General features: G+C 62.9%; 13 protein-coding genes and 1 riboswitch. Of the genes, 12 read left to right on the top strand and 1 reads right to left on the bottom strand.

Annotated elements, in window-relative coordinates; translation table 11 throughout:
* The first annotated feature begins 314 nt into the window (after positions 1 to 314).
* On the top strand, positions 315 to 1,964 hold the full coding sequence (locus GNZ13_RS13875) for a GMC family oxidoreductase (RefSeq protein ID WP_172165004.1): 1,650 nt from the start codon (positions 315 to 317) through the stop codon (positions 1,962 to 1,964).
* 172 nt (positions 1,965 to 2,136) lie between these two features.
* Positions 2,137 to 3,891, top strand: coding sequence for an OmpA family protein (locus GNZ13_RS13870; protein WP_172165001.1), 1,755 nt, complete (start codon positions 2,137 to 2,139; stop codon positions 3,889 to 3,891).
* A 162-nt stretch (positions 3,892 to 4,053) separates the two neighbouring features.
* Here the strand turns inward: GNZ13_RS13870 and GNZ13_RS13865 are convergent, their stop codons facing one another.
* Positions 4,054 to 5,013, bottom strand: a complete 960-nt coding sequence (locus tag GNZ13_RS13865; protein ID WP_172165052.1) for a LysR family transcriptional regulator — start codon at positions 5,011 to 5,013, stop codon at positions 4,054 to 4,056.
* Positions 5,014 to 5,236: 223 nt separating this feature from the next.
* Here GNZ13_RS13865 and GNZ13_RS13860 point away from each other — a divergent pair, with 223 nt between their 5' ends.
* From GNZ13_RS13860 to GNZ13_RS13815, 10 genes are all read left to right on the top strand, one after another.
* Positions 5,237 to 6,034 carry a glycosyltransferase family 2 protein gene (locus GNZ13_RS13860; protein WP_172164998.1) on the top strand — a complete coding sequence of 266 codons (798 nt, stop codon included), beginning with the start codon at positions 5,237 to 5,239 and terminating at the stop codon, positions 6,032 to 6,034.
* 143 nt (positions 6,035 to 6,177) lie between these two features.
* Positions 6,178 to 6,315, top strand: a riboswitch (S-adenosyl-L-homocysteine riboswitch).
* Positions 6,316 to 6,348: 33 nt separating this feature from the next.
* Entirely contained in the window at positions 6,349 to 7,770 is a 1,422-nt protein-coding gene (gene ahcY, locus GNZ13_RS13855; protein WP_172164995.1) for an adenosylhomocysteinase, read from the top strand.
* 156 nt (positions 7,771 to 7,926) lie between these two features.
* Positions 7,927 to 8,280, top strand: a complete 354-nt coding sequence (locus GNZ13_RS13850) for a phage holin family protein (protein WP_028198543.1) — start codon at positions 7,927 to 7,929, stop codon at positions 8,278 to 8,280.
* Between the two features lie 11 nt (positions 8,281 to 8,291).
* On the top strand, positions 8,292 to 9,122 hold the full coding sequence (gene metF, locus GNZ13_RS13845) for a methylenetetrahydrofolate reductase [NAD(P)H] (protein ID WP_172164992.1): 831 nt from the start codon (positions 8,292 to 8,294) through the stop codon (positions 9,120 to 9,122).
* Positions 9,123 to 9,336: 214 nt separating this feature from the next.
* Entirely contained in the window at positions 9,337 to 10,980 is a 1,644-nt protein-coding gene (locus GNZ13_RS13840) for an ABC transporter substrate-binding protein (protein ID WP_172164989.1), read from the top strand.
* A gap of 132 nt (positions 10,981 to 11,112) precedes the next feature.
* A complete protein-coding gene (locus tag GNZ13_RS13835; protein ID WP_172164986.1) occupies positions 11,113 to 12,123 on the top strand; it encodes an ABC transporter permease subunit in 1,011 nt (336 codons plus the stop codon).
* Between the two features lie 7 nt (positions 12,124 to 12,130).
* A complete protein-coding gene (locus tag GNZ13_RS13830; RefSeq protein WP_172164983.1) occupies positions 12,131 to 13,048 on the top strand; it encodes an ABC transporter permease subunit in 918 nt (305 codons plus the stop codon).
* A 1-nt stretch (position 13,049) separates the two neighbouring features.
* Positions 13,050 to 14,054 (top strand): ABC transporter ATP-binding protein, encoded by a 1,005-nt coding sequence (locus tag GNZ13_RS13825; protein WP_172164980.1) that lies wholly within the window; start codon positions 13,050 to 13,052, stop codon positions 14,052 to 14,054.
* Positions 14,051 to 15,070, top strand: a complete 1,020-nt coding sequence (locus GNZ13_RS13820; protein WP_172164977.1) for a peptide ABC transporter ATP-binding protein — start codon at positions 14,051 to 14,053, stop codon at positions 15,068 to 15,070. The genes GNZ13_RS13825 and GNZ13_RS13820 overlap by 4 nt, the downstream gene beginning before the upstream one ends.
* Positions 15,063 to 16,214, top strand: coding sequence for a TraB/GumN family protein (locus GNZ13_RS13815; protein WP_172164974.1), 1,152 nt, complete (start codon positions 15,063 to 15,065; stop codon positions 16,212 to 16,214). Before GNZ13_RS13820 ends, GNZ13_RS13815 begins: the two co-directional genes overlap by 8 nt.
* The last annotated feature ends 199 nt before the right edge of the window (positions 16,215 to 16,413 follow it).

Raw genomic sequence — 16,413 nt, 5'->3', positions numbered from 1 at the left:
GCGGCCTGGCGGGCGCATGCGCGTCTTTCATCATAGGGTCGCGGGCGGGCTTTCGTTTAGAGGAATCGCTCTGACATGAACGCGCCGTCGCGCCCGAACGCTCCCTACAATGCCGATGAAACACACGTAGACAAGTGTGCTGCAATCGCTTGCATGGGATCGGAGTAACGAGCTTTGCATGGGATCGGAGTAGCGAGCTTTGCATGGGATCGGAGTAGCGCGCTAAAGCGCGAACTCCGATCGACAGCTAAAGCGCTAACTCCGACCGACAGAGACAGGGTCTGCGAGCAACGCGGCCCCACCAGGAGGAGCGGATGCAATACGACTACATTATCGTCGGTGCGGGCTCGGGCGGCTGCTCGCTCGCGAGCCGTCTGGCGGATAGCTGCCCGGACGCCACGATCGCCCTGATCGAAGCCGGCCCGCATACGGACCGCAATCTGTTCGTGAACATGCCGGTGGGCGTGGCGGCCGTCGTGCCGCACAAACTCAAGACCAACTACGGCTATCTGACGACGCCCCAGCCGGGGCTCGCCGGACGCCAGGGCTATCAGCCGCGCGGACGGGGCTTCGGCGGGTCGAGCGCGATCAACGCAATGATCTACACGCGCGGCCATCCGCTCGATTACGACGAGTGGGCGCAGCTCGGCTGCGAAGGCTGGTCGTGGGCCGACGTGCTGCCGTATTTCCGCCGCGCCGAAGGCAACGAGCGCGGCGCCGATGCATGGCACGGCGCGGACGGCCCGCTGACGGTGTCCGATCTGCGCTATCGCAATCCGTTTTCGAAGCGTTTCGTGCAGGCCGCGACCGAAGCCGGTTACAAACCGAACAACGACTTCAACGGCGCGGACCAGGAAGGCGTCGGCTTCTATCAGGTGACGCAGCGCGACGGACGGCGCTGCAGCGTCGCGCGAGCCTATATTTACGATCGCGAGCGCCCCAATCTCCATACGATCGCCGATGCGACGGTGCTGCGCGTGACCTTCGACGGCAAGCGCGCGAGCGGCGTCGAAATCGTGCGCGGTGGCCGTACCGAGACGCTTGAAGCGCGCGCCGAAGTGGTGCTGGCCGCGGGCGCGTTCAATTCGCCGCAACTGCTGATGTGCTCGGGCATCGGACCGGCGGCGCATTTGCAGTCGCTTGGTATTGCCGTGCTGCACGATGCGCCCGAGGTGGGCCAGAACCTGATCGACCACGTCGACTTCACGATCAACAAACGGGTGTCGTCGATCGAGCCGACCGGCTTCTCGATTCGCGGCATCGCGCGGATGCTGCCGCAATTTGCGACCTTCATGCGGCATGGGAAGGGCATGCTGTCGAGCAACGTCGCCGAAGCGGGCGGGTTTCTGAAGAGCCGGCCGACGCTCGAGCGCCCGGACCTGCAACTGCATTTCTGCGCGGCGATTGTCGACGACCACAACCGCCATATGCACTGGGGCCATGGTTATTCGCTGCACGTGTGCGTGTTGCGGCCGCACAGCCGCGGCACGGTGACGCTCGCGAGCGCCGACGCGCGCACCGCACCGGTGATCGATCCGCGTTTTTTCAGCGATTCACGCGATCTCGACCTGCTGGTGGAAGGCACGCAGATGGCGCGGCGCATTCTCGACGCGCCTTCGCTGGCGCTGCATGGCGGCAAGGAGTTGTACACGCATTCCGGCCAGACCGAGGGGGAGTTGCGCCGGACCATTGCCGAGCATGCCGACACAATCTATCACCCGGTGGCAACTTGCCGTATGGGCGGAGATGCGCAATCGGTGGTCGATCCGCAGTTGCGGGTGCGCGGCGTGGCGGGACTGCGGATCGTCGATGCGTCCGTGATGCCGACGCTGGTCGGCGGCAACACGAATTCGCCGACGGTGATGATCGGCGAGCGCGCGGCCGAACTGATCGCGGGGAGTCGGCGCGAAGGGCAAACCGTGCACGCAATGGCGTCGACGGGAGTCGCCGGCGTGGCGACTTGAGGGAGCAGCAATATTCTTAATCTTGGTTGCAAATATAAGAATATTTAGGCGAACGTCGGTTAATTCGTCATAAATTGTGCCGTTTCGTTTATGAGATTTCCCCAAACCTATAATCGCGCCGCGAAAAGGAGCGCGTCAGGTGGCGCGTTCGGGAACTCAAGGAAGCGAAGCGATGAGTATCAATGTGATTCAGCTGATTCAGTCCGCGTTGACGGACGGTGTCGTGCGACAGCTGGCGGCCCGCTTCGGGCTGCCGCCGGACGCAACCCAGAAGGTGCTTGCAACGACTGGCCCGGCGCTGGTCGCAGGCCTGATGCAGAAGGGCGCGACGCTCGACGGCGCGCGTTCGCTGTTCGCAACAATCGTCTCGCATGAGGTGAACGGCCACATCGCCGAGCAGTTGCCGCAACTGCTCGGCAGCACCACCGGCGTGAGCCAGTTGGAAGGCGTGGGGCGCCAGTTGCTCGAGCGTGTACTCGATCGCCGCGTCGATACGCTCAGCGACGAAGTCGCGACCCAAACCGGCGTGCCGGCGCATGCGACGCACGCCATGACGGGTATCGTCGGCGCAACGCTGCTGGGCGTGCTGAAGCGGCATTTTCTCGAAGGTCAGGGCAACGTCGGCCAACTGCCGACCCTGCTGAGCCATCAACTGCCGGCCATTTCGCCGTACCTGAACGACCGTCTGATGGCCGGCCTCGGCCTGAGCGGACTCGGCGCATTCGCCGGCAATATTCTGTCGCAGCTGAAAGCGGTCTCGGCACACATCGACCATCCGACGCCTGCCGCCAAGCCGGTGGCCGAGGCTCTGTCGAGCATCCGCGTGCCGGCCGACGCGGTGGTGCGCGAAGAGCGCCGTTCGCGCAAGTGGGTGTGGTGGCTGCTCGCGGCGATCGCTGCGGTGCTGGCTTTCCTGTTCCTGCGCGGTTGCCATAACGAGCAACGCGGCGAACAAAGCAGCGAGCGCAGTAGCGCGGAAGCCGCGGCAACTGCGCAGCCCGCGTCCGCACCGGCTGAGGCCTCGGCCGCCGCGGCCTCAACGCCTGCGGTTAGTGATGTCGCGGCTTTCACGCCCGCCGCGGTAGCAGCAAGCGCCGCGAGCGAAGCGCAGCAACCAGCCGCCGCACCCGCGCCGACCCAGGACAGCCAGCTCAGTTTCACGGTCGACGCCGCCGGCAAGCCGACGCTCACCGCGACGGTCGACAGCGAAGTCGAAAAGACCCACCTGATTGACGCGCTGACAAAGCGCTTCGGTGCTGACCATTTCGTCGCGAACGTCACGGTCGATCAGGACACCAAGCCGGCCGACTGGCTCGTTCATCTGGACGGCCTGCTGCCGCTGATGGCATTGCCGGGCGCGGAAGTGAAAGTGGACGGCTCGCACGTGGAGCTGAGCGGCAGCGCGGCGAACGCGAAGCTCGGCTGGCTCGACAAACTCAAGTCGCTGTTCGGCGCGTCGTATCAGATCGGTTCGTTCAACGTCGAACAGGCCGTCGCCAACGCAACCGAGAATTTCCGCGGCGCGATCAAGGGCCTGCTCACGCCGGACAGCTCATGTGCGGTAGCGGATGTGGTCAAGGTGTTGAACCTGCAGGTGATCAACTTTGCAAGCGCCGGCGCGCGCGTGCCGGCCTCGGCACTGGAAGATCTGAACCAGTCGGCGCAGGTGTTGAAAGCCTGCGTGCGCAACGGCAAGACGGCGAAGCTTGAAGTGGCCGGCTATTCGGACAATGTCGGCGGCGCACAAGCCAATCTGCAACTGTCCAAGAAGCGCGCGGAATCGGTCCGCGCGTATCTCGTGAAGACGGGTGTGCCGGCGGATTCGCTGGTCGCGCAAGGTTACGGCGACGCGCGTCCGGTCGCGAGCAACGATACCGCAAGCGGCCGCTTTGCCAACCGCCGCATCGAGTTTGTCGCGAAGCAGTAATGACGGCGCTTAGGTAGCCTTGGAGGTACGTCTCTGAGGTGCACCTTTGAGGTGGGCCTTTGAGATAAGCCTTGGAGGTCAGCTTTGCCAAGACAACATGCCGCCCGGTTCGCGCCAGGCGGCATGTTGTCATTTGGCCGGCCGCGTTTGCGGTGGCCGCATTTACGACGGCGGTGTCTGAACAGGTGCCGTGATGCCGCTCACACCGATACCCGGCCCCAGCATGAAATCGTCGCCGGCCTGGCCCGGCAGCGTCTCGCGAGCCACCTCCAGCCATGCGCGCGCCGCGTGCGACAGATAGCCGTTGCGACGCCAGCCAATCGCCATTTCCCAGGGAATCTCCGGGTCCACCACGGGGCGGCAGGTGAACTGCGCCGCGTCGAGCCGGCGGCAATACGGCGCCGGCAACAGCGCGATGCCCACGCCGGCCAGCACCAGCGCCGCCATAAAATCCCAGTGCCCGCTGCGCCCGACGATGGTCGGCGCAAAGCCGGCGGTGCGGCACGCATTCAGCACGACATCGTTGAGCGCGAGGCTCTCGCCGTAGAACACGAACGGCTCGTTGGCGAGCTCGGCGAGCGGCACTTCGTGCAGATCGTCCCAGCGCGAACCGGTGCGCGCGACCAGCCACAGCAATTGCCGCGTCATCGGCAGCACCTCGATGCTTTCCGGGTCGACCGGTTGCAGCACGCCACCTAACTCCAGCTCGCCATGGATCAGCGCGGCTTCAATCGCGCGCGAACCCTGTTCAAACAGTTTCAGCTCGATTTTCGGGTAGCGCTGGCGGAACGCGGCGATGGCCGGCGTGAACAGCGAGCCGCCCATCGGCGGAATGCCGATGGTCAGCTCGCCGCGGCCGAGCGTGTCGAGATCGTTCAGCTCGGCCTGCAACTGCGCATGCGCCGCCAGCACGTCCTGACCGCGCTGGTAGACGATCCGGCCGGCGTCGGTCAGCACCATCTGGCGCCCGTCGCGCAACAGCAGCGGCGAGCCGATTTCGTCTTCCAGCGACTTGACCATCTTGCTGATGGTCGGCTGCGTGACGAACATCTGCTCGGCGGCGACGGTGAAGCTCTGTTGACGGACCACTTCGACGAAATACCGCAGCGCTCGTAGTTCCACGATCTCGGGCTCCAGAATTCCAATTTGGAATGATTTGAGCGATTGTAAGTCATCGAATTTATGTTCTGGTGCAACGTGATGACGCGCTTCGTATCGGCGCCGTTCGCGCGCAGTGCGTTGTTCGGTGCGGTCGCGCACATCGCTTTTCCAGGATGGAAGCCGCCGGAAGCGGGATAACATCGACGGTTCTCTACCGTTCGGCCCGCAGAGCCCGTTTCAGTCCATGACGCCCATCTCGATCATCATTCCCTGCTACAACGGCGCGGCGACGCTCGCCCGCGCACTCCAGAGTTGCGTGATTCAGCCGGAAGCCGCGCAGATCATCGTCGTGGACGACGGCTCGACTGATGCCTCCACAGACCTGGTCGCGCACTACGGGCATCTCGACCCGCGCGTGGGCCTGCTGCAGATGCCGTACAACGGTGGCCCGGCTCGGGCGCGCAACTGGGGCGCGATGCATGCTGCTCACGGTCTGCTTGCCTTCCTCGACGCCGACGACGAATACCTGCTCGGCGCGTTAGCCGCCGCGAGCGCGTTTCTCACGCAGAACCCTAAGGAAGTGTCCGTGCGGCTCGACGTCGAGTACGCGGATTTTCCGACCGAGCTCACCGGTCATGGTGACTTCGCCCAGCACGCCGCGACGCTCAGCAATACGGTGCCGAGCAGTCTGATCATCCGCCGCGCGGTGTATGCCGCGCTCGGCGGCTTTCCGATGGATGATGCGTTCCGCCGCATCGGTGGCGAAGACGGCGCGTTTTCGTGGGCCCTGCGCGAGATTTTCGGCAACCGGCGCCTCGCTGACGCGAAACGAGTGCGCATGCATTACCACGCGGGCATTCACGCCGAGCGCTATTTCCGCATCGCGCTTGGCATGCAAACGCCGGATCCCACCGATACGGCCGACGCATTTCGATTTTCGAGGCAGTTCCTCGAAACCGCGCGAGCGGGCATCGAGCAGTTGCGCACGGCAAACGTCGCTGCGGAGCCCGCCGCGTCGCCCCCTTCTAATCACGCTGCGTAGACCCAAAGGTCGAAGCGGCCCGACAGCAGGGCCAAGGCGCGCCGCGCCGGTTCGCCATCGCCCGCGGCCAAATACCAAAGAGCCGCAAGAAGGCACTAGCCGCGCCACCCCGAAGCCATCTCGATTTGCTACAATCGCCGTTCGTCTTCGAGGAGCGTTGCGACGGGTACCGCGAATCAGCCATATTCGCCGGCCGCCCGCCAGGCTCGGAGGCTTCAATCGGAGGGTCAGGATGCGCATTGCGCTTTCCGATCCACCGCATCGAACCGCGCTCACGTCAAATTTCTAGTCAATTTCTTAGAAAGGAGGGCGTGATGAACGCCGCAGTTCTCGATTCAAACAACAAGCAAGATTTCCTCGTCGCCGATATGTCGCTTGCAGCCTGGGGCCGCAAGGAACTGAATATCGCTGAAACCGAAATGCCCGGTCTCATGCAGACGCGCGAGGAATACAAGGTTTCGCAGCCGCTGAAGGGCGCGCGCATCGCGGGTTCGCTGCACATGACGATTCAAACCGGCGTGCTGATCGAAACCTTGACGGCACTCGGCGCGGACGTGCGCTGGGCATCGTGCAATATTTTCTCGACGCAGGACCATGCAGCCGCCGCGATTGCGGAAGGCGGCGTGCCGGTGTTCGCATTCAAGGGCGAATCGCTCGACGAATACTGGGAATTCTCGCACCGCATTTTCGAATGGCCGAATGGCGAATTCGCCAACATGATCCTCGACGACGGCGGCGACGCCACGTTGCTGCTGATCCTCGGCTCGAAGGCTGAGAAAGACCGTTCGGTGATCTCGAAGCCGGAAAACGAAGAAGAAGTCTCGCTGTACAAGTCGATCGCCCGTCATCTGGACGCGGATCCGGTGTGGTACTCCACGCGTCTCGCGCACATCAAAGGCGTGACCGAAGAAACCACGACCGGCGTGCATCGTCTGTACCAGATGGAAAAGGACGGGCGCCTGCCGTTCCCGGCCATCAACGTCAACGATTCGGTCACGAAGTCGAAATTCGACAACCTGTATGGCTGCCGTGAATCGCTGGTCGACGGTATCAAGCGCGCAACCGACGTGATGATCGCGGGCAAGATCGCGGTTGTGGCCGGTTACGGCGATGTGGGCAAGGGTTGCGCACAATCGCTGCGCGGTCTGGGCGCCACGGTGTGGGTCACGGAAATCGATCCGATCTGCGCCTTGCAGGCAGCGATGGAAGGTTATCGCGTGGTGACGATGGAATATGCCGCCGACAAGGCCGACATTTTCGTGACGGCAACGGGCAATTTCCACGTGATCGGCCACGATCATATGGCTGCCATGCGCAACAACGCGATTGTCTGCAATATCGGTCACTTCGATTCGGAAATCGACGTTGCATCGACGCGCAAGTACACGTGGGAAAACATCAAGCCGCAAGTCGACCACATCATTTTCCCGGACGGCAAGCGCGTCATCCTGCTGGCTGAAGGGCGTCTCGTGAACCTGGGTTGCGCGACGGGTCACCCGTCGTTCGTGATGTCGGCATCGTTTACCAACCAGACGATCGCGCAGATCGAGCTGTTCGTTCACGGCGACAAGTACGAAAACAAGGTCTACGTGTTGCCGAAGCACCTTGATGAAAAGGTCGCACGTCTGCATCTGGGTCGTATCGGCGCAGAACTGACCGTGCTGTCGGATTATCAGGCGAGCTATATCAGCGTCGACAAGAACGGTCCGTTCAAGCCAAACCACTACCGCTACTAAGTAACGTTACTAAGCAACGCTACTAAGTAAGATTAAGCACGCAGGCGGTTTTAAAGCATGACAGTTTGACGACAGGGCGGCGCGCAAGGCGCCGCTTTGTTCGCCATGCCCGCCTTTTTCCGTTCAAACGGACATCCTGCCTCAAAGGAGCTCTACATGACCGTGCTGCTGACCTGGCTGATCAACGCGCTTGCGCTTCTGATCATCACCTACCTCGTACCGTCGATTCATATCCGCAGTTTCGGCACCGCCTTGATCGTCGCGGTGGTGCTCGGGTTGATCAATACGATCTTGCGACCGGTGCTGATCCTGCTGACGCTGCCCGTCACGATCGTCACGCTCGGACTTTTCATTCTGGTGGTCAATGCGTTGTGCTTCTGGCTGTGCGCGTCGCTGCTGAAGGGATTTGAAGTATCGGGTTTCTGGTCGGCGTTCTTCGGCTCGATTCTGTACAGCATCGTTTCGTGGCTGCTGTCCGCGCTTATTTTCGGCAACCGCAGTATCGGTTGATCTACTGAAACATGAACCCGATCGAACTTTCATTCGAATTCTTCCCGCCGAAAACGCAGGAAGGCGTCGACAAGCTGCGCGCCACCCGCGCGCAACTCGCGCCGCTCAAGCCCAAGTTCGTGTCCGTCACGTTCGGCGCCGGCGGCTCGACGCAACAGGGCACGCTCGATACCGTCGTCGAAATGGCGAAGGAAGGGCTCGAAGCGGCGCCGCACGTGTCGTGCATCGGCTCGTCGAGAGAGAGCCTGCGCGCGATCCTCAACGAGTACCGCGCGCATGGCATCCGCCATATCGTCGCGCTGCGCGGCGATCTGCCGTCCGGCATGGGCGAGGTCGGCGAACTGCGCTACGCGTCGGAACTGGTGAGCTTTATCCGCGCCGAGTTCGGCGACTGGTTCTGGATCGAGGTGGCCGGCTACCCGGAGTACCACCCGCAGTCGCGCTCGCCGCGTCACGATCTGGAAAACTTCGCCCGCAAGGTGAAGGCCGGCGCTAATTCGGCGATCACGCAGTATTTCTTCAACGCGGACGCGTACTTCCGTTTCGTCGCCGACGCGCGGAAGCTCGGCGTCGACGTGCCGATCGTGCCGGGCATCATGCCGATCACGAACTTCTCGCAGCTGATGCGTTTCTCGGAGATGTGCGGCGCGGAAGTGCCGCGCTGGATCGCGCGCCGTCTGGAAAGCTTCGGCGACGACCGCGAGTCGATTCGCGCGTTCGGGCTGGATGTGGTGACGGACCTGTGCCAGCGTCTCATCGACGCGAAGGTGCCGGGTCTGCACTTCTACACGCTCAATGGCGCTGCGGCGACCAAGGCGATCTGCGAACGGCTGGGCGCTTAGGTTCCGAGTAGCCTTTGTATAAAACCGCGCGGCTTATCCAGCCGCGCGGTTTTTTTTGCGCCACGGAATTCCACACTTCAAGCCGATGCTGCGACGCAGCAATCCCTCTCCTCGTCGAGTCTCTCCTTCTGCGCGCGTAAGCCCGCATTGAACCCGATTTTTCTGCTGTCTATGATCGAAGCGCAGCTGACATGGCTGCTGTGCGGAGAACGTGATGACAGTATCCCGATTGCTGTTTGCAGTTCGCCATACCTGCCTGCCAGTCTTGAGCGCCTGTGCCGTCCTGGCTGCCGGCCTCGCGCCCGCCTCAGCGGACGCGGCCACCTTGCCTGACAAAACCCTGGTTTACTGCTCAGAAGGCAGTCCTGCGGGTTTCGATCCGGCCCAATACACCACGGGCACCGATTTCACGGCTAATACGTTTACCGTCTACAACCGCCTCGTCGAATTCGAGCGCGGCGGCACCAAGGTCGAGCCGGGCCTCGCCGAAAAGTGGGATGTCTCCGCGGACGGCAAGACCTACACGTTCCATCTGCGTCATGGCGTGAAGTTCCAGACCACGTCGTTCTTCAAGCCGACGCGTGAATTCAATGCGGACGACGTCGTGTTCACGTTCCAGCGCATGCTGGACACGAACCAGCCGTTCCGTAAGGCGTACCCGGTTCAATTCCCGTACTTCACGGACATGGGCCTCGACAAGCTGATCGCCAGCGTCGAAAAGGTGGATCCGTACACGGTCAAGTTCACGCTGAAGGAAGTCAACGCGCCGTTCATCCAGAACATGGCGATGGAATACGCGTCGATCCTCTCCGGTGAATATGCGGACCAACTGCTGAAGGCCGGCAAGGCTGCCGATATCAACCAGAACCCGGTCGGCACGGGCCCGTTCATCTTCCGCAGCTACACGAAGGACGCGACGATCCGTTTCGACGGCAATCCGGATTACTGGAAGCCGAACACAGTGAAGATCTCGAAGCTGATCTTCTCGATCACGCCGGACGCCGGTGTGCGCGTGCAGAAGATCAAGCGCGACGAATGCCAGGTGATGAGCTATCCGCGTCCGGCCGACATCGCGCCGCTGAAGGCTGAAGCGAACATCGCGATGCCGTCGCAGCCGGGCTTCAACCTCGGCTACCTCGCGTACAACGTGACGCACAAGCCGGTCGACAAGCTCGAAGTGCGTGAGGCGCTCGACATGGCGATCAACAAGAAGGCGATCATCGAGTCGGTGTATCAAGGCGCAGGCCAGGCCGCGACGAACCCGATGCCGCCGACCCAATGGTCGTACGACAAGAACCTGAAGAGCGCGTCCTTCGACACGGACAAGGCCAAGGCGCTGCTGGCGAAGGCCGGATATGCGAACGGCTTCGACATCACGCTGTGGGCGATGCCGGTGCAACGCGCGTATAACCCGAACGCCCGCCTGATGGCGGAAATGATCCAGGCCGACTGGGCCAAGATCGGCGTGAAGGCGAAGATCGTCACGTATGAATGGGGCGAGTACATCAAGCGCGCGCACGCAGGTGAAGATGACACGATGCTGATCGGCTGGACCGGCGACAACGGCGATCCGGATAACTGGCTCGGCACGCTGCTCGGTTGCGAAGCGGTGAACGGCAACAACTTCTCGAAGTGGTGCTACAAGCCGTTCGAGGATCTGGTCCAGAAGGGCCGCGAGTCGACCGATCAGGGCGCACGCACGACGGCTTACATGCAGGCGCAGCAGATCTTCGCGCAGCAACTGCCGTTCTCGGCGATCGCTCACTCGACGGTGTACCAGCCTGTCAGCAAGAAGGTGGTCGACATGCGTATCGAGCCGCTCGGTTATGCGCGCTTCGACGGCGTCAGTGTCAAGTAAAGGTAATACAGTCAAGCTTACGCAGTAGCTTTTCGCACGGTTAGAAAACTGGTCGAAATGGTCCGGCGGCCGGGGTCACAAGCCCTCGTCGCCGGTTGCGTTTTTTCTTCATCAAGACCATAGGGACGAACCATGTTCCGCTTTGTTTTGCGCCGCATCGGCATGGTGATACCGACGTTCATCGGCATCACGATCCTCGCGTTTGCGCTGATTCACCTGATACCGGGCGACCCCATCGAAGTCATGATGGGCGAGCGCGGCGTCGATCCCGCCATGCATGCCGCCGCGATGCACCGGCTGGGGCTCGACGAGTCCTTGCCGATGCAATACGTCCACTACATCGGTCGCGCCATGCACGGCAACCTCGGCACCTCGATCATCACCAATACCAGCGTGATGGGCGAATTCCTCGCACGCTTCCCCGCCACCGTCGAACTGTCGTTCTGCGCAATGATGTTCGCGTTGATCGTCGGCCTTCCGGCGGGTGTGTTCGCGGCTCTCAGGCGCGGCACGGTGGTCGATCACGGCGTGATGGGCACGGCGCTGACCGGCTACTCGATGCCGATCTTCTGGTGGGGTTTGATCCTCATCATGGTGTTTTCCGTGAAGCTCGGCTGGACGCCGGTGTCGGGCCGCATCGCGGTCGAATACGACATTCCGCACGTGACCGGCTTCATGCTGATCGACGCGATGATGTCCACCGACGAAGGCGCGTTCAAGTCCGCGCTCAGCCATCTGATCCTGCCGGCCATTGTGCTCGGCACGATTCCGCTGGCGGTCGTCGCGCGGATGACGCGTTCTGCCATGCTCGAAGTGCTGCGCGAAGACTACATTCGCACCGCGCGCGCGAAGGGCTTGTCGCCCGGCCGCGTGATCGTCGTGCATGCGTTGCGCAATGCGCTGATTCCGGTGGTGACCGTGATCGGCTTGCAGGTCGGTACGTTGCTGGCGGGCGCGGTGCTGACCGAGACGCTGTTTTCGTGGCCGGGTATCGGCAAGTGGCTGATCGATGCGATCGGCCGGCGCGATTATCCGGTGGTGCAGGGCGGTATCCTGATGATCGCTACGCTGGTGATCGTTGTGAACCTCGTCGTCGATTTGCTGTACGGCGTGTTGAACCCGCGCATCCGCCATACGAGGTGAACCGAAAATGGCAGACATTCAAAACACAGTCCCCCAAGCGGTCACTCCACCGAGTGGCCGCACAATAGCCGCCCGCGAATTCTGGGCGAATTTCTCGCGTAATCGTGGCGCGGTCGGCGCCGGCATCATCGTGCTGGTGCTCGTTTTCATCGCGATCTTCGCACCGTTGATCGCGCCGCACAGCCCGATCGAGCAGTACCGCGACTCGGTGAAGATTCCGCCCGCCTGGCTCGACGGCGGCAACTGGAAGTTCATTCTCGGCACCGACGAAGCGGGCCGCGACATTCTCTCGCGTCTGATGTACGGCGCGCGGCTGTCGTTCTGGATCGGCTTTGTCTCGGTGGTGCTCGCGCTGATTCCGGGCGTCGTGCTTGGTCTGATCGCGGCATTCTTCGAGAAGTGGGCCGATACGCCGATCATGCGCATCATGGACGTGCTGCTCGCCTTGCCCTCGCTGCTGCTGGCAGTCGCGGTGGTCGCGATTATCGGTCCGGGTCTCGGCAACACGATGCTGGCGATTGCGATCGTCGCGTTGCCGGGCTATGTGCGTTTGACGCGTGCTTCGGCGCAAGGCGAATTGCAGAAGGAATACGTCACAGCTTCGCGCGTCGCGGGCGCCGGCACGTTGCGCCTGATGTTCTCGCAAGTGCTGCCGAACTGCACCGCACCTTTGATCGTGCAGGCTACGCTGGGCTTTTCGTCGGCGATTCTCGATGCCGCGGCGCTCGGCTTCCTCGGTCTCGGCGTGCAGCCGCCGTCGGCGGAGTGGGGCGCGATGCTGGCCTCGGCGCGCGACTATATCGACAGCGCCTGGTGGATCGTCACGATGCCGGGTCTCTCCATCCTGATCTCGGTGCTCGCGATCAATCTGCTCGGCGACGGGCTGCGCGACGCACTCGATCCCAAACTGAAACGGATGGCCTGACATGAGCAATCTACTGACCATCCGCAATCTCGCGGTGGATTTCAACGGCCTGCCCGCTGTCGACCGGATCAACCTCGATGTCGCGCAGGGCGAAGTGGTCGGCGTGGTCGGCGAATCGGGCTCGGGCAAGAGCGTGACGATGATGGCACTGATGGGCCTGATCGACGCACCGGGCAAGGTCACTGCGGATGAGATCACCTTCAACGGCAAGAATTTGCTGAAGGCATCGGCGAGAGAGCGCCGCAAGATCATCGGCAAAGACATCGCGATGGTGTTTCAGGACGCGCTCACCAGTCTGAATCCGAGCTACACGGTCGGCTATCAGATCAAGGAAGTGCTGAAGCTGCACGAAGGCCTGCGCGGCAGCGCGTTGGACAAACGCGCGCTGGAGTTGCTCGACCAGGTCGGCATTCCCGACGCGAAGAGCCGCATCACGTCGTTCCCGCATCAGATGTCGGGCGGCATGAACCAGCGCGTGATGATCGCGATGGCGATCGCCTGCAACCCGAAGCTGCTGATCGCCGACGAACCGACCACCGCGCTCGACGTGACGATCCAGGCGCAGATCATGGAGCTGCTGATCAAGCTGCAGAAGGAACGCGGCATGGCGCTCGTGCTGATCTCGCACGATCTGGCGGTGGTGTCCGAGGTCGCGCAGCGCGTCGCGGTCATGTACGCTGGCGAAGTGATCGAAACCAACCGCGTGCCGGATATCTTCGCCGCTCCGCATCATCCGTACACGGAGGCGTTGCTGGCCGCGATTCCCGAGCACAATGTCGGCGCGGTGCGGCTCGCTGCACTGCCGGGCATGGTGCCGGGGCGCGACGACCGTCCCAAAGGCTGTCTCTTCGCACCGCGCTGCAAGTACGTGGTCGACGACTGCATGAAGGCGCGCCCCGCACTGGCGCCGATGCAAGGTCACGCTGAAGTGGCGCGCGTGCGCTGCATCAAACCCCTGAACCTGAGCGGCGACGCCAACGTTCACACACATGGAGGCGCACGATGAACGCAGTATTCGAAACGCGGCGCCAGTCGGACCATGCGGGCGATCACGTGCTGGTTGCCGACAAGCTTGCGCGTTACTACACGGTGAAGCGCGGCATGTTCAGCCAGGGTACGGTAAAGGCGTTGAACGGCGTGTCGTTTGCGCTCGAACGCGGCAAGACCCTGGCGGTGGTGGGTGAATCGGGCTGCGGCAAATCGACGCTCGCGCGCCAACTGACCATGATCGAAGCGCCCAGCGCGGGCCGCCTGTTGATCGACGGTGAAGACGTGGCCGGCGCCGATCACGCGAAGATCGCCGCGCTGCGGCGGCGCGTGCAGATGGTGTTTCAGAATCCGTTTGCTTCGCTGAATCCGCGTAAGACCGTCGAGCAGACGCTCGGAGAACCGCTCGCGATCAACACGCAACTGAGCACGAGCGAACGCGCCGAACGGATCGCGCAGATGATGCGCACTGTCGGCCTGCGCCCGGAGCATGCAAAGCGCTATCCGCACATGTTCTCGGGCGGTCAGCGCCAGCGTGTGGCGATTGCGCGCGCGATGATCCTCGATCCGCAGATCGTGGTCGCCGATGAACCGGTGTCCGCGCTCGACGTGTCGATCCAGGCGCAGATTCTCAATCTGTTCATGGATCTGCAGGAGCAGTTCAAAACCAGCTACGTGTTCATCTCGCACAATCTGTCGGTGGTGGAGCACATCGCCGACGATGTGATGGTGATGTACTTCGGTGGCGTGGCGGAGCTCGGCGACAAGAAGCGGATTTTTTCGAACCCGCGTCATCCGTACACGCGTGCGCTGATGTCGGCCACGCCGTCGATCTTCGAAGCGGATCGCACCATCAAGATCAAGCTGCAAGGTGAAATGCCGTCGCCGCTGAATCCGCCGTCGGGCTGCACGTTCCATCAGCGCTGCCCGTACGCGATCGACCGGTGCCGCAGCGAAGAGCCGAAGTTGCGTGAAGTGGATGGTCGTCAGGTGTCGTGTCACCGCGCCGAGGAGGTGGGGGACATGGATGCCTGATGCCGTGGCGGCGCGTCGTCTTACGCGCCGCTCGCGTGATGGTGGCTGCCACGCTGCTTTCGCGCGGCGCTGGGGAGCGCGTGCACTGACCGGTGCCGCGCTCCTCGGCGTTTGTTCTGTTTTTCACCTGGGCGCGGGGCCGATCGGCGTCGCGCATGCCGCTGGGGCGGCCGCCAACGCGCCCGCTCAGGCAGGGCGGCCGGCGATGCCGGTGCCCAATCTGCCGGCGCCGCCACGCGCCACCTTGCAGGGCCTCAATCCACCGCCCGCCACGCCGGGCACTACAGCGAGCGGTCCGGTGCGCATGCAGCCGGCGCGCATGCCGTTCTATGTCGCGACACGCGGCACCACGACCATCTACGTGCTCGGCACGTTGCACGTTGGCGACCCCGCCGACTATCCGCCCGGGCAACCGTTCCGCGCGCCCATCCTCGGCGCACTGGCGGCCTCGCCGACGCTGGCGCTCGAACTCTCACCCGACGAACTGCTGGTCTCGCAGGACGACGTGTCGAAGTACGGCGTATGCCGCCGTGACTGTCTGCCGGGCCTGCTGCCCGAGCCTTTGTGGCACAAGCTGGCCTTACGCCTGCGCGGCAATCCCGCGGCGCTGGATGGAATCAAGAAGATGCGGCCGTGGCTCGCGTCTCTCGTGGTCGAAACTTACGATTCGTTGAGTGCCGGCTTGCAGACCGAGTACGGCACGGAAGCGCAATTGCAGAACGTGTATATCAGGACGCGCGGCAAGATCGTCGGTCTCGAGACGCTGCATCAGCAGATGCGCGCGTTCACCGGCCTCACACTCGCGCAGCAGCGCGAAATGCTCGCGCAGGACCTGATGCAGACACCCGCGGAAAACGTCGACGATGTGAAGACCTTGCATCGGCTGTGGCGAGTGGGGGATGCCGATGCGATTGCGGCCTGGCAGGCCGCGAAGTCCGAAAAGCTCGCGCGCGACAAGCGCATATCCGATTCGATCGACAACAGGATCGTGTACCAGCGCAACCGGCGCTTCGTGTCACGGATGCTGCTGATCGCGGGCCCGAACAAGCCTGTGTTCGTGGCGATCGGCGCGTTGCACCTGGGAGGCCGCAAAGGCGTGCTGCAGCTGTTGCGGCAGCACGGGTTCGTGGTGGATGCGGGGTGAGATTCGCTCCAGCCTTACGCGAGATATGCGTAGTGGCCCAGCACAGTCTTAACCGGGGTAGGCCGTCCGGCCAGAATAGGAACCGGTATTTTGACCGCCAGTCCGATGCTGACGTGCGCCGCAAAACTGCTCGCGGCTCACGCGGACATAGCTACCCATGCGTGCTATGATGTATGTACAGACGTCAATACAGGTGCTG

This window comes from Paraburkholderia elongata (genome assembly GCF_013177735.1).
In the GTDB taxonomy this organism is placed as follows: domain Bacteria; phylum Pseudomonadota; class Gammaproteobacteria; order Burkholderiales; family Burkholderiaceae; genus Paraburkholderia; species Paraburkholderia elongata.
The sequence above is the reverse complement of the archived record's forward strand: the minus strand, read 5'-3'. Positions and strand labels throughout refer to the sequence as shown.